This is a genomic window from Ekhidna lutea (assembly GCF_900188325.1).
Classification (GTDB): domain Bacteria; phylum Bacteroidota; class Bacteroidia; order Cytophagales; family Cyclobacteriaceae; genus Ekhidna; species Ekhidna lutea.
In genome coordinates this window covers 348,700-365,369 of record NZ_FZPD01000002.1, presented here as the reverse complement: position 1 = coordinate 365,369, position 16,670 = coordinate 348,700, and the positions used below count along the sequence as shown (strand labels likewise).

The following is a 16,670-nucleotide window of genomic DNA, read 5'->3' as shown; positions in this document are numbered from 1 at the left end:
TTTAAGGAGAAGACAAGATTATCTCTTGCCCATATTCATATAATCTCGTGCGTTTTCTCCAGTGTAGACCTGTCTTGGACGTCCGATAGGCTCACCCATTTCTTTCATCTCTTTCCATTGAGCAATCCATCCCGGAAGTCTTCCTAGGGCAAACATTACTGTGAACATGTCTGTTGGAATCCCCAACGCTCTGTAAATGATGCCTGAGTAGAAATCTACGTTCGGATAAAGCTTTCTGTCTACAAAATACTGATCCTTAAGTGCTTCTTCTTCAAGGCCTTTGGCGATATCAAGAACCGGATCATGTACGCCCAGCTTTTCTAATACATCATCAGCTGCTTTCTTAATGATCTTTGCTCTCGGGTCAAAATTTTTGTACACCCTGTGACCAAAGCCCATCAATCTGAATGGATCGTCTTTGTCTTTGGCTTTCCCCATCCATTTTTTGGTATCTCCGCCATCAGCCTTGATGTTTTCAAGCATCTCAATTACCGCCTGATTTGCTCCACCATGAAGTGGGCCCCATAGCGCATTAATTCCAGCTGAAATAGAAGCCCATAAACTAGCCTGAGATGATCCTACAATTCGAACTGTAGATGCAGAGCAGTTTTGCTCATGATCTGCGTGAAGAATGAGTAGTTTGTCTAGTGCTTTAGCTACCACCGGATCAATCTCATACTCATCAGCAGGAAGAGAGAACATCATATTAAGGAAATTGCCACAGTAATCCATCTTGTTGTTTGGATAGATAACCGGGTGACCCACCTTCTTTTTGTACGCCCAGGCAGCAAACGTTGGCATTTTAGCAAGCAAACGAATGATACTTAGCTCAGTCTCTTCTTTGGACCTGTTTGGATCCAGACTGTTAGGGTAGAAGGCAGTTTGTGCCGTAATCAAAGAGGACAAAACACCCATTGGGTGAGCTGCAGATGGAAATCCATCCAAAATCTTTTTGATGTCCTCATTCACTAAGGTATGGTGTGTAATGTCACCAGCGAACTTGTCAAAAGTAGCCTTGTTTGGAAGCTCGCCATATATCAGCAAGTAAGCGACTTCCAAAAAGGTAGAATTATCAGCCAATTGTTCGATGGGGTAGCCTCGGTATCGAAGAATGCCCTTTTCACCATCAAGAAATGTAATGGCACTTTCACAAGATCCAGTGTTTTTGAATCCACGGTCAAGCGTGATTACTCCGGATTGTGCTCTAAAGGCACTAATGTCAATGGCTTTTTCCTGCTCTGTCCCTTCTGTTACAGGCAGTTCATAGGTTTGACCATCAATGGTTATTTGGGCGGTTTTTGACATGTTGTTTTATTCTTCTTTGCTGATTTAAAATTTCCACGAAATTAATGATTAAAATCCAGATTTTGAAGGCTAGTTGCCATTCAAAATCAGGGGCAGACCACCATCAGCTCCTCCAATTACAATTACTTTTGAATTGGGTGAGTTGGCAATATTCATGGTCGCTTCAATCCCTCTCATTTTCAATAACTCATCGGTCAAACTGCTATTGATGATTTTGTTTGCTTGCGCTTCTCCTTCTGCAGCAATACGTTTTCTTTCAGCTTCACTTTTTTCTCTATCTAATCTAAATTCATAAGCGAGCGCTTCTTGTTCCTGCTTCAATTTGTTTTCAATGGCTGTTTTGATCTGCTCGGGAAGTTTGATAGATCGGATAAGCAAGCTTTTCATTTCTACTTCATTACCTGGCGCACCTAACACTTGTCGTGTTTCTTCTTTGATGGAAGCTTCTACTTCTGGTCTTTTTGTTGAGTAAATTTCCTCTGCTGTATATCTACCCATCACCTGTCGAACAGTGGATCTAGCTTCCGGAATAACCAATCGCTGAATGTAGTCTCCTCTGAAATTTTCCTGAATGGTGCCGATAGCGTCATACTTTGGGTGAAACCGGATAGTGACATCTACACTGATACTCAATCCATTTTTATCGAGTACATCCATGGTTTCTTCAATTTTGCTTTCTGAAACTTCATAAACATACTTTTCATTCCAGGGAGCTTTTACGTGCCAGCCCGGGCCTATGATGTTTTGCTTTTCAAGTTCCCCAGACAAGGTTTTAAAAATTACTGCTCGTTCGGACGCTTCAATTCGATAGAAAATGCGATTAAAAGCAGATAGTAACACTACGAAGGCAATGATGCCTATAATAATAAAGGGTAAGTATTTTCTGTTATCCATATTCTTAGATTAAGGTTGTTGATTTCATTTTGACACAAAGGTAACATGTCAATCGAACCTCCGGTTCAGTCGGCAGGGTACAGTATCAATTTATTTTTAGACAGCTTGATAGAATCATGATCCATCATCATTTTTCTGAACTCCCCGTTGACATACATTTCTGCCTGATCAGCATAGTGTGGGCTGAAATAATTGCCTGATTGACCGGTTGGGAGAATACTCCAGCTATTGTTTCTAACATCAGCAAAATCTACAATTCTACGGGTTGAAGGACCGAAAAGTATGCTTTGTTTTTCTGAATCTTCTGAATATGTATATCCCATATTGTTTATCACTTCATTTCCCCCCGATACAGCAAATGATCCAACATTCAAAAAGCTCAGTACATCGCCGGTTGCATGCTTATGGGTGAGTAAATGGACATCACCCCATTTCCATTTCGTATAGTCTTCGCCCCATCTATCCGACAACTCTTGAATGGTTTTTTCAAAAGCGAGTCGAACGATATCACTTCTGCGTTCAGTAGCTTCCGTTTCTACATTATCCCACCATTTAGATCTCTCATTTTTGATCAAATGTTCAGCTGCTACTTTATAGGTATGTGTCTTTTTGTAAGTATTCCATAGGTCTTCTCCGATTTCATCTTTTTGTGAAGCCAGTAGTATTTCATGCAACCATTTTTGAAAGATGAGTGGCTTGAAATCATCTTTATTGAATGTGGCATCCCATTTTATCAGTGCTCTTAACAATTCTACCTTGTCAGTATCCTTTATTGCATGTAACATGATCCCCTTAATTGCTTCATGCATCATCGACTTATCATCGAGTAGCATCGATTTCATTTGATCGATAGTGAAAGTGGAGTCAGCATCAATGATTTCAGTAATTCGTTCACCACGATCATCCGGGAGGTAATAGCCGGAATAAACAACTCCATCTAACGTATCTGGTTGATTATTAGCGCTATGTACATATCCCCAATCCGGATTGATAGCATGAGGGTTCTTTTGAAAGGAATAGGTACTGTCTGGATCATCAAGACCCAATGATCCATCATAAAATGTTTTGCTGGCTTGCTCATTTCTTCTTTTATTGAGCTTACCCACAGCCCACCAAGCTACGTTTCCTTCAGCGTCTCCATACATGATGTTTAAACCCGGGCCATGGATAGTAGAAGCCGCATTTTCAATTTCTTCAATACTTGAGCTATTAATGAATCCGTAAATAGCTTCAATCATATAATTGGAATGGTTGGTCGTAACCCAATGCATCGTCACAATTTCCTGAAGAGGCTCTTCCTTTAGAATATCTGATACAATAGGACCATGAACCGTTGATCTTACGGTGAACGTTACCGGAACGTCACCTTTTACCTTGATCTTCTCTGGTCGCTGTTTCACCTCTTTCCATTCGCCCTTGTGCATGTACATCATGGAATCCTCCGGGTGTATTTCTTCTATGTAGAAATCCATGTCATCATTTTCAAACATGGTGATTCCAATTGCCTGTCGATCTGAATGCATCAATAGGGGGAAGGGGGAGCCTGGGATATGGTATCCGTAATACTCATTGTCTGGGGAAGTAAGGTGTGACTCATACCAAACGGATGGTTGAGAAAAGGCAATGTGTGGATCATTTGCCAGGATTACGCTACCAGTCTCTGTTTTTTTACCGGAAAGCACCCAACTGTTACTTCCAATAAATTCAGGTGCTTTTTGTTGATGGAGCATAGCACTTATGGCCTTTGAATAATTACTATATCTATCATCATAAGAACGTAAAGTGGATTCACCCTGATAGTGATAAATATTCAGGTCTTCTAAATAGCTACTGTCGAGTTGCTGCGAGAGCTCTGTAAGAACAGGGTCCGTAATGTGTGCATTCGAAAAGCTAAATGACATATAAGTAAGTGTTTCAAATACATTTTGGATCTCGAACGGCTCAACATCTAAACCGAGTAAGGTGTATTCTAAAGGCTTGGGATTATTTTCAATATAAAAGTTAATCCCTTCGATGTAAGCTTCTACAAGTGGAAGACTTTCGTGATTTCTGGATTGGTATTCAATTGAAGAAGATTCGGCATAGGTGCTTAAACCCATCGTTCTTAGGAACTTATCTACTTCAACCATATCTGATCCGAATAGCTCTGATAAGCGGCCACTGCCTACATGACGCAGCAGGTCCATTTGCCACAATCGCTCCATTGCATGAATGTATCCGAGCGCCCGATAGCTGTCTTCTTCAGAATCTGCATAGATATGTGGTATGCCGTATTCGGTAAAGTAGATATCTACATTTTCAGAGAGCCCATTGAGGGGTGTGTCTCCGGAATAGGAAGGGGTAAGAGAATTTTTGAGGTATACGTAATATCCTGCTGCACCGAGGATAAGGAGGAGCACTACCACTAAGGCAATTTTTACTACTTTCATTGACGGGATTTTGAGGTAAAATAAAAAAGCCGCCTCATATGAGGCGGCTTTTAAATGATTACTCTTCTTTTATTTCTTCATAGTCTTTAAACGGTGAGGTATCAAGACCTTCAACATCTGACCGGAAATCTGGCCATTTTTCGTTGAAGTATCCATTCACCATATCCATGGCTTCAGCCAGGTCATCTTCAAATTTCTTGATGAGTTTATTCTCAGTCTCATCCGGTGCATGAAGGGCGTTTGATGTGTACCACCTTGCAGAGCCATAAGAATTGCTCACACTGTTAGGAGTACCTCTTGTAATTCCCTGCCGATCATCTTCTTCGCCAAGAAACACATCTAGCATACTATTCAGCGTATCAATGGTAGTTTTACACAGCTTGATTTGCTCTTTGTATCCTTCCTTATCCTTTTCCTTCAAATCCTTCTGAATGCCTTTAGCTATATCGATGCTTTCTTTCAGGCGATCTACTGCCTTGACGCCCATTGCATATTTAGATTCCAAATCTTTTAGCGCATTGTACTGGGCTCGAATAGCAGCATCAGATATTGTGATTCTTGGATCATATTTCACTTCAATATTTGTTGAATCCTTCTGGTCACCAAAAGTGAATCGTACTTTATATGATCCTGGAAGAACTGTTACACCACCAGGTTCACGATTTCCTCTTCGATCTCTTCTGCTCATTCTATCCGTGCCTTTCTCATCCATATACCAAAAGGTTCTGTGTATACCATTTTCTTCAGGTGCTTTTGATTTTAATGTTCGAATGACTTCAGAGCCATTAATGATTTCTACGGTAATAGAGTCATATGAAACCTTCTCTTCATCATCTTTTTCCTCTTCTTCAGGTTCCTCATTCTTCTTTCTCTTTTTACTTTTTCTGTCCTCTTCTTCATCGTCCTTTTTTTCTTCCTCCGGACGATTGATTGAATAGCTCAACATAGCTCCATAAGGACGATTTTCTCCATTATAAAGCGCATCTCCACCAAACCGAGATCCTTTTGGCTGTTGGTTAGAAGCAACATACGCTACCGGTGGGTCATATACATTGAGTGTTTTTGATAATGTGGAAGATCCATTTGTTGCAATCTCTCTCAAAGGTCGGATATCATCCATTACCCAAATAGATCGCCCAAATGTTCCAATCACAAGATCATGTTCTTCCGGGTGAATAACCATATCATAAGCATTGGTTGTTGGGAATCCTTCCGAGTCCCATTTTGTCCAGTTGGAACCAGCATCTACACTTACATATAAGCCATCATCGGTACCGAGAAACATCAATCGAGATTCAACTGGATCTTCAACGATGGATAAAGCGTAGCTCACTGCATCGTTTCCATCAACAATTCGTTCCCAGGTTTGACCATAGTCCCTGGTTCTGTATGCATATGGCTCATAATTAAATCGTCTGTAATCGTTGGCCACCAAAAGAGCTTCACCTTCATTTTTGTTAGATGGTTTGATCTGAGTAATCCATGTCCCCTTAGGAAGGCCTGGAAGATTTCCACCTACATTGGTCCAGGTGTCACCACCATTTCTTGAGATTTGAACGTTTCCATCATCTGTACCTACCCAAAGTAGATCAGAGTTTAGTGGAGATGGCTCAATCACAATTACTGTGCAATAGTTTTCAGCTCCTGTAGCATCCATTGTAAGTCCACCGCTTTCTCCTTGCTTTTGTTTTTCAGGATCATTGGTAGTCAGGTCAGGGGAGATGATCTCCCAGTTTTGTCCTCCATCTATACTTTTGTGAACGAACTGGCTTCCAAAGTAAACCGTTGAAGGCTCCTGAGGATCTCTTGCCATCCCTACATTCCAATTGAAACGTAACTCTACATCTCCTTCCGGATAAGTAGGTCGAACCATTTCATTGTAACCTGTTTTTCTGTCATAGATCGCTGCATAACCCTGTTGCGAAGTAGAAATACCATAACGACTATCTCTTGGATCTGGAAGTACATCAAATCCGTCACCAAATGAAATTTCTTGCCAGTAGTGGTTTCTTATTCCCTGTGCTTTCCAAACGTAGGCTGGCCCGGCCCATGATCCATTGTCCTGCATTCCTCCGTACACATTGTATGGTGTTTCATTGTCAACGTTTATGTGATAAAACTGGCCTACGGGTAGGTTTTCTACAAACCTCCAGGTCTCACCTCTGTCTCGAGTGATATTCAATCCACCATCATTACCATCCATCATGAAGTTAGGATCTTCCGGGTGAATGTACCATGCATGGTGATCGGGGTGCACACCGTTATCAACACCGTATGCTCCCATAAGCTGAGAAAAGGATTTTCCACCATCTACAGAAACGTTCACGTAAGTGAAAATGCTGTAGACACGATTTTCGTTAACTGGGTCTACATATATTTCATGATAGTAGAAGGGACGATTTCCAATATCACTGTTGTCATTAATTTTCTTCCACTTGAAACCGCCATCATCTGAGCGATAAAGTGCGTTTTTCTTAGATTCAATCAAGGCATAAACCACGTTTGGCATTGAAGGTGCTATAGCAAGACCGATACGACCCAACTCACCTTTTGGCAACCCATCTTCATCTGTTCGCTGCTCCCAGGTCTTTCCACCATCATGAGTTACATAAAGACCAGAACCTGATCCGCCGGACTTGAAGAACCATGGGTCTCTTTTGTGTTCCCACATTGCTGCAATCAACTTATTAGGATTAGTAGGGTCCATTACCAGTTCGGCTGCCCCTGATCGGATGTTTGTAAATAAAATGCGATTCCATGTTTGACCTCCATCGGTGGTTTTATAAACACCACGTTCTTCATGTTCACCCCAAGGAGAGCCTATAGCTCCAACATAAATGGTGTTTGGATCGTCCGGGTGAATGATGATTCGATGGATATGACGGGTTTTTTCTAATCCCATCTTTTGCCAGTTTTTTCCTCCATCAAGGGTTCGGTAAATGCCATCCCCACCATTGAGTGAGTTTCTTGGATTTCCTTCGCCAGTTCCTACCCAAACGACAGATGGATTTGATTGCTGTATGGCAACCGCTCCAATAGAAGCTGTGGTTTGATCATTGAAGATCGGCTTCCAATCGATTCCTCCACTAGTGGATTTCCAAACTCCACCAGATGCAGATCCAACATACATCATGTCAGGTTCATCGGTCACCACATCAATAGCTGTGATTCTTCCTGACATACCTGCAGGGCCGATATTTCTAGGCGCCATATTTTTAAAAGCTTCCATGTCCAGCTTTTGGGCAAAAGCCACTGTGCCGAGTGCAAGAAGCATACTTAGTAATTTGTACTTCATATCTTATAGGTTTCAGTTAAGAGTGCCAGTAATTTATAAAGGAAGATGTATAGTATAAATGGAATAATTGATGAATGGCAGATTGATCATATAAATACTCGAAACAAGGAGTCAATACGATCGTTTATTAACTATTGTGCGAACCCTTATCTTCACACTTTTAGCTTTCTCAGCACTTGTTACCAAGTCTCAAGATCAGCCTGAGGCTTATATTCTAAAGAGCATTTACTTTGGGGGAGGTAGTTATTATGTAGATGAATATCAGTTTGAAGAACTACAACAACTGGTTGATTCAGTAAAGGATATCCGAGATTATACGATTACTATTCACAGCCACACTGATAATATTGGAGGAGCGGCTTATAATGAATGGTTATCTGAAATGAGGGGTGATGCGGTGATTCAAAAGTTGCTCAACCTTGAGTTTAAATCCAATCAAATTGAGAAGCGTGACTTTGGTCAGTTTAATCCTGTATATGACAACAACACCTGGGAAGGCAGGCGTAAGAACAGGAGGGTAGATATTATTTTCTGGCCGGTTGTTATGTGATGACTAATCCTTGATAAGCTTTCCTGTCTGAACATTACCTTCTGTGACAATCCTATAATAGTATGTACCTTTTTTGAGGTCTTGAATTGAAATCGACCGAGATGTTTGAATTGTTTGTTCTACCACATTGGCTCCCTGAGCGTCATAAAGGATTAATTGAGCTTCGTTGCTATTGGAAAGGTCGAATGAAACGATACTGGATGCTGGGTTTGGATATACTAAACTTATATCTTCTTTGGCAAGACTTAAAGCCTGATAAAAATATTGAATTTCTGAGCTGGCCTCCCATTCCCCATTCCATATTGATCGATTGCGACTTGCAGGCATTATGTTTCCATAAAGACGAGAGACCCAATGCGCACCAGCCACTTGGTTAAAATAAAGCCCTTTTTTATATGAATATTTGTCAATGTAATGTCGCGTCCAAGTCTGCTCATTTTCCGAAAATGACCAGACTGCTTTGCGAGTAATATTTCCTGCTTCGTCATATATAAAATCCATTTTCTGCCAGGGCACTAATTTGTCACTCTTATAACTCCACTCATATTGTAGGGATTCGATAGGGTTATCATTCTCATCTAACTCCAATTCAAACGCACTAATCAGGCCCCATTCATCAGAAGCATCTAACCATTCATAAGTTTTGGAGTTCACCAATAATTCCTTATTTGGGGTGTTGTATGAACGTAATACTTTAAATTTTGAACTTGCTATACTTGAGACTACTTCAGTGGTTTTTTCAGTATATGCATATTGATCCGTGCTATTGGTGATCCAATTGGATGTTGTCTGGGATAAATATTGATTGGTGTGTTTTATTTTCCTTTTTAATGAATCATACTCAAAAAGTTGCCTTCTTGTTGATTCGATTAAATCACCACTAGTTGTTATTTCTGAGTATGTACTCATTACAATAGTAGGATTGCCATCACTATTTCGGCGATATACTGTTACGACCGTATAATCGGTATTGTCTGTGTATTGCCTAGCCAGAGAAATATATCCGTCTAGATCATATTCGTAAACTGTTTCTGTTGTTTCACAAGGAGCTGAAAGTGAGCAATCTGTTTCTTCAATTAAAGCAACTTTAGCATGGTCATTGTATATGTATTTTATCGTTTTTGAGCTATTTGAATCATAACTTAATTCTTTAACAATTAGCCCGTGATTATTATATTCAAACTCCTGAACAAAGTCGCCATATGAAATTTTAGTGAGCTTGTGTGTGAATTGACCTGAGACATTATCTTGATTGGAGAAATCTTGACAAAGTAGTATTCCTGATGTTAAAGAAAGTAGTATAAAAGCAAGCTTCTTTAAGGTAATGCCAGTTTCCATTTAAACTTCTGAAATATTATACCTACTTCTTCGGCGGATTAATCATGATATGGGCTCTATGGGTGCCCGGGTCCATAATCCAGGGAGCTCCTGGTGCCGGAGGACTGAGCGGCATGCCGGTACTTTCTTCTGTCGCATATGGGATGTATATCACATAGCGTGTGTAAAGGTTGTCGATCTCACCTGTTTCTTCGTTTGGGTCACCGGTAGTAACATAAAGAGTGGCCCTATCGGGCATCTCCAGCGTTCCGGCTTTTACTTCTTCTTCGCGTTTATCAAACACTTGCTTAAAATCAAGCCCTTGTGCTTTCAGCTCTCTTCCACGGGTCATAAATGGCTCCAGGCTTTTATGATATGCGGCAACACTAAATCCATCTTTTCCGGGATCATCTGCAATGCACACAAATTCATTAGTTCCTTCTCTGAGCGTCATCAATTCACCATCTGAGTTAAAACCCAAAACAGTTGACCCTTCTCTTTGATGTTCCGGAGCAGCTAGTACGGCGGTTTCAATTTGGTATTCTTTATCAGGAATTTCCTGTCCGGTACAGCTAACAATGAGTAGAATAAATGAGAGTGAAACAAGATTTTTCATATCTGTGAATTTTGAATCTTTTTAAAGATAGCCGTTTCCTGTTTTAATTCAATTATTTTGCGGGTATGAGTTCACAATCAGAAATGGAACGCTCGCTGCGACACATCAAAATTATCCTCATGATTTTTTTAGGTATTGCTACCCTGTACCTAATGAGGGAATTAGCAAACTTATTGGTGCCGCTATTCTTTGCTTTGTTTTTTGCCGTTCTGTTTCAACCGCTTGTTCATTTTTTACAGCGATTTCTATCCGTTAATATAAGTATTGCCATTACTACCATTTTAACGATGGCAGTCTTTTTCTTTATTGGGTTTGGAATATTTAATGTCATACAGGCGCTGGTAGAAAACAGTGAAACGATACTGGAAAGTATTTCGAATGATTTAAGACCTTTTATAAATGACTATACAGCCTATTTTGGTGTCACATTTAAAAGAGGTGAATTGCGAGAACTTGTAGTTGAAATGGTGCAGACGGGACAATTCTGGTCCGCATCAGGATCATTTATTAATAGCCTCAGTGGTATGGCGGCTGAACTGCTAATGACCATTCTTTATTTTGCTGGCCTTCTTGGCGCAATTACTCAATATGATTCCACTATTACTTACCTGGTTGGTAATGAGAACAAGAACAAAGAAAAGTCACTTAAGGTATTTAATAGAATTAAAGATTCTGTGGGATCATACATCAAAGTAAAAACGCTTGTAAGCATGATGACTGGGGTTGGTGTTGGAATTGTATGCTTACTATTTGGAATTGATTATGCCTTATTATGGGGTTTTCTAGCCTTTGTGCTCAACTACATTCCATATATAGGTTCACTTATAGCAATTGTTCCACCGCTTGTCTTGGGCATTATTGATTCCAGTTCAGTATCTCAAGTGCTTGTAATTTTCTTTTGCCTGGAGGGGGTACAGCTGATTATGGGAAATATCATTGAGCCAAAATTGATGGGTGATTCTTTCTCAATGAATACTGTTTCGGTTCTATTTGGATTTGTATTCTGGGCATTCCTTTGGGGAACAGCAGGTATGTTGTTAGCCGTACCATTAACTTTTCTCTTTAAGGTAATTCTCGAGAACATGTCAGACGCAGGTGTGTTGGTTCGATTGATGGAGAAGAAACAGTTGGTGAAGAAAGTTCGCTAAACCACCTTAATCAAATAGTAATTCTTCTTTCCTCGCTGAGCTAACAAGTATTTATCCTGAAGCAGGCTAAAATCCACTGACTGGTCAGGTGCTGTAACTTTTGTTTTATTGATACTTACGCCACCACCCTGAATCATCTTTCTAGCTTCACCTTTCGACTTGAAGATTATGTTTTGTGTAGTCTCACTTAGGAATGTTGTGGCATCACTACCAAGGGCAGCTTTGCTTACTTCAGTTTGCGGAACGCCTTCAAAAACCTGAAGCAGCGTCTTCTCATCAAGACTTTCCAAATCTTCAGTAGTGGATTTACCAAAGAGGATTGAACTTGCTTTAATGGCAGTATCTAAGTCAGTTTTAGAATGTACTCGTTCAGTTAATTCTTCGGCAAGGGTACGCTGTAGTAAACGCTGATGAGGTGCTTCTTTGTGCTCACCTATTAACCCTTCAATCTCTTTTCGCTCTTTCAGGCTGAAGATTTTGATGTATTTCTCAACGTCTTCATCCGATGAGTTAATCCAATATTGATAAAACTTATACGGAGAAGTCTTTTCTGCATCCAGCCAGATATTGCCCCCTTCAGATTTACCGAATTTGGAACCATCTGCTTTGGTTATTAGGGGGGTAGTCATGGCGAATGCTTCACCTTGTTCTTTTCTACGAATAAGTTCTGTACCCGTAACAATGTTTCCCCATTGGTCGGATCCTCCAAGCTGAAGCTTGGCACCTTTATGCTTCCATAGATAGTAAAAGTCATAGCCCTGAACCAGCTGATATGAAAATTCAGTAAACGAAAGACCTGTTTCCAGTCTGGATTTTACTGAGTCTTTGGCCATCATATAATTGACCGTGATGTGCTTGCCAACATCCCTTATGAATTCCAGAAAATTGAAATCTTTGAACCAATCGTAATTATTTACTACTTCAGCAGCATTCTCACCTTCAAAGGATAGGAAGTTTTCAAGTTGAGCTTTTACACAAGAAAGGTTGTGATTGAGTGTTTCTTCATCCAGCAAATTTCGTTCAGATGATTTACCGGATGGATCTCCAACCATCCCCGTTGCACCGCCAACCAGAGCTAACGGCTTATGTCCGCATCTTTGGAAATGGACCAAAGTCATGATTTGAACCATGTTACCGATATGCAGTGAGTCTGCGGTAGGATCAAAACCAATATAGGCAGCCGTCATGCCTTTATTCAGTTCGTCCTGTGTTCCGGGCATGATATCGTGTACCATACCCCTCCATTTCAACTCTTCTACAAAATCTTTCATCGTGTTCAATTAGTGATCGGCAAAAATAGGAGGGATCAATATCAGGTTCAACAATATTGATGGTTCTTTATCATATTTCATCGGTTACTATGAGATATAATTTAAAAGTTGGCTGCAATTAAGGCAGCTTGGTGTCCTTCACGACATATATTTGTCTTAATTCAAAACAATAGCGAAAAAAATTCATCATGCGAATAGCAGTACTTTCCAGAAACCCTAAGCTGTATTCAACCAAACGACTTATAGAAGCGGGTGAGAAAAAGGGACATGAAATGATTGTGATTGATCACAGCAAATGTTCGATTGAAATCGAAAAGAAGAAACCCAAGGTTTACTATAAAGGAGAAAACATTACTGATGTCCATGCTATTATTCCTCGCATTGGTGCCTCTGTTACTTTTTATGGAACCGCAGTTGTTCGTCAGTTTGAAATGATGAATGTGTTTTCGACCACAGAGTCAATTGCACTGGTTCGGTCAAGAGATAAGCTCCGTAGTTTGCAAATCCTTTCAAGAGCTGGTTTAGGACTTCCAAAAACAGTCTTCACTAATTATTCAAAAGATGTAAGCACACCGATTAATGCAGTTGGTGGTGCTCCATGTGTCATTAAGTTACTTGAAGGAACGCAGGGGCTGGGTGTTGTACTTGCGGAAACTCAAAAGGCTGCTGAATCCGTTTTGGAAGCATTCAATGGATTACAAGCTCGAGTGATTGTTCAGGAGTTTATCAAAGAAGCCGGAGGTGCTGATATACGTGTCTTTATTATTGGTGATCGAGTCATAGGAGCTATGAAGCGTCAGGGGAAAGAAGGAGAGTTTAGGTCAAATTTACACAGAGGAGGATCGGCAAATATTATCGAACTTTCTGATGCGGAAGAACGCGCTGCATTGAAAGCAGCTAAAGCAATGGGACTTGGAGTTGCAGGTGTAGATATGTTGCAGTCGGAGAGGGGGCCTTTAATTTTGGAAGTGAATTCTTCACCTGGATTAGAAGGAATAGAAGCAGCAACCGGAAAAAACATTGCAGGAGAGATTATCAAATATATAGAGCGAAATGCTGATTACGATGATTAGTTAATCGGCTGATAATCATGTCATTACGGTCAATTGATGCTGTTGGGAATTATGTTCTTCGCTAATAATTAACACGTCATAAAAAATTGTTAATCAATAAGTTAACCCACTTTACTTTGATTAAAGATTAATGATTTTTAATTTTCTGCCTAAATCAGTAAATTCATACTTATGCGGGCGATCTGGAAAGGACATATTCGATTTTCAATGGTGACAATTCCAATCAGGATTTATAACGCCATTGACACTGCTCAAAAGGTTCAGTTTAACCTGCTTTCAAAAGAGACCCACAATCCGGTTAAGTACGAAAAACGAGATAAGGTTACTGGTGATGTGCTTCGTCAGGAGGATATTGTAAAAGGGTATCAATATGAACCAGGACAGTTTGTGATCATTGAGCCGGATGATTTCGAAAAGGTAAAACTTAAGAGTACGAAGGTTATTGAAATTGAAGGATTTGTTGATGCGAAAGAAATTCATGAAACGTTATATGATTCACCTTATTTCGCCGGCCCGGACGGGGATGTGGCTAGTAAGACTTATGCGTTACTGAGTCAGGCGCTACGAGAGTCTGGTAAAGTGGGAGTTGGTAAAGTGGTGCTTAGAGACAGGGAAAGTGCCGTACTTTTGACACCACATGAGCGTGGAATTATGCTTCATAAGCTTCGCTATCCGAATGAAGTGCGAAGCATAAAAGATGTTCCAAACGTGAGAATAGAAGAAGAAGCCGACGAGGAACAGTTGAAGCTCGCGAACATGCTCATCAAATCGATGACCAAGAAGTTCAAGAAAATTGAGCTTGAGGATAAATACAATGAGGCCCTTCGTGAGATGATTGACAGCAAAATTCAGGGCAATGAGATTGTATCATATGTTGAAGAAGAGCCTGAAGTGGTGGATATTATGACTGCTTTGAAGGCCAGCATTGATCAGGCGAAAGAGTCTAAGAAGCCAATGAAAAAAGCAGATAAAAAGGATAAATCAGAAGAAAAAGAAGTGAAGCGTAAAGCAAGCTAAAAATGTCAAGAGTTGTTCAATTTCCGGTAAGTACTCCTGAGCATCTGGGTCCGAAAAAGGCAAGAAGAAGGAGAAAGCCGAATCTGGAGGATTACGGACAGCTCAATATGTTTGATCAGCTCCCTGACAACACTCCGATTCTTTCCTTGCCGAAAGCAGGATCCTTTTTTGAAGAGGCGCTTCAGCTGGATGAAGAAGGAAACAAAGACGCAGAAAAGTATTATTTGCTAGCCATCGAAAACGATCAGTCGGTTGAAGATGCACTTTGCAATCTTGGTATTTTAAAGTCTGGACAAGGGGATCTTACCAAAGCCATTGACCACCTGACCCAATGCCTGAAACGAAATCCAAGACATTTTGAAGCACATTACAATTTAGGGAATGTGTATTCTGATTTAGGCAATCTGGAGTTGGCTAAGGTTCATTATGAACTGTCAGCGGAGATAGAGCCGGAATACCCCAATAGCTATTACAACCTTGGATTGGTGCTTATCTCTTTGAAAAAGTATAAGGAAGCCATCCAAAGCATCAATAAATTCGTTGAATTAGCTCCACGGTCGGAGCATCAAACAGCCAATGAAATAATCAAAACCCTAAACGCCATAGCCAAATGACACAAGACAAACACCCAGTATTGAGCGAGCATTTTGAGCGATTAAAAGAACTCATGCCCGATGTGTATGCAAAGCATTTTCGTGAGGAACGAGAAACAAAAAATCAGAAGCTGTTTCGAATGTTAAAACATTCACTTGGTGTCATAGAAGCTGTTTATTTACAAAACACTGACAACTTCTCTCTATCAAAAGCGGAAGAATACAGCAAAATCATCGAAGAACTTAAGGAGCTTGGGTATAGTTATTCGGGGCAGCCGGAACTTTTAAACCTTGCAGCTAAGTTCATGATTATGAAGGCGAAAAAGCCAATGGAGAAGGCTAAGGGGGCTACTCAGAAAGAAAAGAAGGATCGGAAGGCCATGTAATTGACAGGTATAAGTCCAACTCTCGCATTTTCTTCGTAACTAGCTGAAAAGACCTGTTTTAGTGTTTGTCAGCATTATCATCCCCACCTTAAATGAAGAGCAGTACATTGGATCATTGCTTGACTTTCTGTCAAAACATCAAGCAGGTGATAGGTTTGAGGTCATTGTTGTTGATGGTGGGAGTAGCGATGGAACCTTAGGAATCGTAAAAGAGAGACAAATCCATCATATAACTGCTAGTCCACCTTCCAGAGCACATCAAATGAATGAGGGAGCTAAACTGGCAAAAGGTGATATTCTTTATTTTGTCCACGCTGATACCAAATTGCTACCCACTTTTATTGATGATATTCAAGATGCCGTAAATCAAGGATTTAATAGTGGTTGTTATCGATTCAAATTTGATTCTCCTCAAAACATCTTACTACACATCAATGGATTCTTTACACGATTTCCTTTCACCTGGTGCAGGGGGGGAGATCAGACACTGTTCATCACCAGAAATGCATTTGAAACACTTGGTGGATTTGATGAACATTATGTAATAATGGAGGATTACGATTTACTTGAGCGTATCGCTGAAGCTGAAATTTCTTTCAAAGTATTACCAAAGAGCGTTAAGGTTTCTCCCCGCAAATACCAAAAGAATTCCTATCTAAAGGTGCAGCTGACAAACCTGAAAGCAATGAAAATGTATAAAAGAGGAGTAGAGCCTATGGAAATTAGAAAATTCTATACCGAAGAATTAGAATAGGTAATATGATGGAAACGCTTAA

The 16,670-nt window shown here is 40.3% G+C and carries 14 protein-coding genes; 7 read left to right on the top strand and 7 right to left on the bottom strand.

All coding sequences use genetic code 11. The features are described 5' to 3' along the window. Nucleotides 1-18 precede the first annotated feature (18 nt). From CHB71_RS05440 to CHB71_RS05425, 4 genes are all read right to left on the bottom strand, one after another. Complete coding sequence (locus tag CHB71_RS05440; RefSeq protein ID WP_089355890.1) at nt 19-1,305, bottom strand: citrate synthase; 1,287 nt, start codon at nt 1,303-1,305, stop codon at nt 19-21. Between the two features lie 69 nt (nt 1,306-1,374). Further along, nucleotides 1,375-2,199: a prohibitin family protein gene (locus CHB71_RS05435; RefSeq protein WP_089355889.1), complete on the bottom strand. Its 825-nt coding sequence runs from the start codon at nt 2,197-2,199 to the stop codon at nt 1,375-1,377. A gap of 65 nt (nt 2,200-2,264) precedes the next feature. After that, nucleotides 2,265-4,628 (bottom strand): penicillin acylase family protein, encoded by a 2,364-nt coding sequence (locus tag CHB71_RS05430; protein ID WP_089355888.1) that lies wholly within the window; start codon nt 4,626-4,628, stop codon nt 2,265-2,267. Between the two features lie 58 nt (nt 4,629-4,686). Then, a complete protein-coding gene (locus tag CHB71_RS05425) occupies nt 4,687-7,923 on the bottom strand; it encodes a WD40/YVTN/BNR-like repeat-containing protein (protein ID WP_089355887.1) in 3,237 nt (1,078 codons plus the stop codon). A 136-nt stretch (nt 7,924-8,059) separates the two neighbouring features. Here CHB71_RS05425 and CHB71_RS05420 point away from each other — a divergent pair, with 136 nt between their 5' ends. Next, nucleotides 8,060-8,473, top strand: coding sequence for an OmpA family protein (locus tag CHB71_RS05420; RefSeq protein ID WP_179213315.1), 414 nt, complete (start codon nt 8,060-8,062; stop codon nt 8,471-8,473). 3 nt (nt 8,474-8,476) lie between these two features. Here the strand turns inward: CHB71_RS05420 and CHB71_RS05415 are convergent, their stop codons facing one another. Both CHB71_RS05415 and CHB71_RS05410 read right to left on the bottom strand, forming a co-directional pair. Beyond that, nucleotides 8,477-9,811 carry a T9SS type A sorting domain-containing protein gene (locus CHB71_RS05415; RefSeq protein WP_089355885.1) on the bottom strand — a complete coding sequence of 445 codons (1,335 nt, stop codon included), beginning with the start codon at nt 9,809-9,811 and terminating at the stop codon, nt 8,477-8,479. A gap of 22 nt (nt 9,812-9,833) precedes the next feature. Further along, nucleotides 9,834-10,406 (bottom strand): hypothetical protein, encoded by a 573-nt coding sequence (locus CHB71_RS05410; protein ID WP_089355884.1) that lies wholly within the window; start codon nt 10,404-10,406, stop codon nt 9,834-9,836. A 65-nt stretch (nt 10,407-10,471) separates the two neighbouring features. On the opposite strand from CHB71_RS05410, the gene CHB71_RS05405 reads away from it, so the two are divergent. Continuing rightward, complete coding sequence (locus tag CHB71_RS05405) at nt 10,472-11,554, top strand: AI-2E family transporter (protein WP_089355883.1); 1,083 nt, start codon at nt 10,472-10,474, stop codon at nt 11,552-11,554. On the opposite strand, the gene tyrS is transcribed toward CHB71_RS05405, so the two are convergent. Then, entirely contained in the window at nt 11,551-12,825 is a 1,275-nt protein-coding gene (gene tyrS, locus CHB71_RS05400; protein ID WP_089355882.1) for a tyrosine--tRNA ligase, read from the bottom strand. The two genes, CHB71_RS05405 and tyrS, sit on opposite strands and share 4 nt — an antisense overlap. A 188-nt stretch (nt 12,826-13,013) precedes the next feature. Between tyrS and rimK the strand changes: the two genes are divergently transcribed. The 5 genes from rimK (at nt 13,014) to CHB71_RS05375 (ending at nt 16,648) form a co-directional block, all read left to right on the top strand. Then, entirely contained in the window at nt 13,014-13,898 is an 885-nt protein-coding gene (rimK, locus tag CHB71_RS05395; RefSeq protein ID WP_089355881.1) for a 30S ribosomal protein S6--L-glutamate ligase, read from the top strand. A 171-nt stretch (nt 13,899-14,069) separates the two neighbouring features. Beyond that, nucleotides 14,070-14,915 (top strand): non-homologous end joining protein Ku, encoded by an 846-nt coding sequence (ku, locus tag CHB71_RS05390; protein ID WP_089355880.1) that lies wholly within the window; start codon nt 14,070-14,072, stop codon nt 14,913-14,915. Nucleotides 14,916-14,917: 2 nt separating this feature from the next. Next, nucleotides 14,918-15,529, top strand: a complete 612-nt coding sequence (locus tag CHB71_RS05385; RefSeq protein ID WP_089355879.1) for a tetratricopeptide repeat protein — start codon at nt 14,918-14,920, stop codon at nt 15,527-15,529. After that, nucleotides 15,526-15,894 (top strand): hypothetical protein, encoded by a 369-nt coding sequence (locus tag CHB71_RS05380; RefSeq protein WP_089355878.1) that lies wholly within the window; start codon nt 15,526-15,528, stop codon nt 15,892-15,894. Before CHB71_RS05385 ends, CHB71_RS05380 begins: the two co-directional genes overlap by 4 nt. Nucleotides 15,895-15,955: 61 nt before the next feature. Then, nucleotides 15,956-16,648: a TIGR04283 family arsenosugar biosynthesis glycosyltransferase gene (locus CHB71_RS05375; protein ID WP_089355877.1), complete on the top strand. Its 693-nt coding sequence runs from the start codon at nt 15,956-15,958 to the stop codon at nt 16,646-16,648. The last annotated feature ends 22 nt before the right edge of the window (nt 16,649-16,670 follow it).

Excerpts from the sequence above, each read along its gene's own strand:
- CHB71_RS05440 (WP_089355890.1), bottom strand. The coding sequence starts at position 1,305 with ATGTCAAAAACCGCCCAAATAACCATTGATGGTCAAACCTATGAACTG.
- CHB71_RS05435 (WP_089355889.1), bottom strand. The coding sequence starts at position 2,199 with ATGGATAACAGAAAATACTTACCCTTTATTATTATAGGCATCATTGCC.
- CHB71_RS05430 (WP_089355888.1), bottom strand. The coding sequence starts at position 4,628 with ATGAAAGTAGTAAAAATTGCCTTAGTGGTAGTGCTCCTCCTTATCCTC.
- CHB71_RS05425 (WP_089355887.1), bottom strand. The coding sequence starts at position 7,923 with ATGAAGTACAAATTACTAAGTATGCTTCTTGCACTCGGCACAGTGGCT.
- CHB71_RS05415 (WP_089355885.1), bottom strand. The coding sequence starts at position 9,811 with ATGGAAACTGGCATTACCTTAAAGAAGCTTGCTTTTATACTACTTTCT.
- CHB71_RS05410 (WP_089355884.1), bottom strand. The coding sequence starts at position 10,406 with ATGAAAAATCTTGTTTCACTCTCATTTATTCTACTCATTGTTAGCTGT.
- CHB71_RS05405 (WP_089355883.1), top strand. The coding sequence starts at position 10,472 with ATGAGTTCACAATCAGAAATGGAACGCTCGCTGCGACACATCAAAATT.
- tyrS (WP_089355882.1), bottom strand. The coding sequence starts at position 12,825 with ATGAAAGATTTTGTAGAAGAGTTGAAATGGAGGGGTATGGTACACGAT.
- rimK (WP_089355881.1), top strand. The coding sequence starts at position 13,014 with ATGCGAATAGCAGTACTTTCCAGAAACCCTAAGCTGTATTCAACCAAA.
- ku (WP_089355880.1), top strand. The coding sequence starts at position 14,070 with ATGCGGGCGATCTGGAAAGGACATATTCGATTTTCAATGGTGACAATT.
- CHB71_RS05385 (WP_089355879.1), top strand. The coding sequence starts at position 14,918 with ATGTCAAGAGTTGTTCAATTTCCGGTAAGTACTCCTGAGCATCTGGGT.
- CHB71_RS05380 (WP_089355878.1), top strand. The coding sequence starts at position 15,526 with ATGACACAAGACAAACACCCAGTATTGAGCGAGCATTTTGAGCGATTA.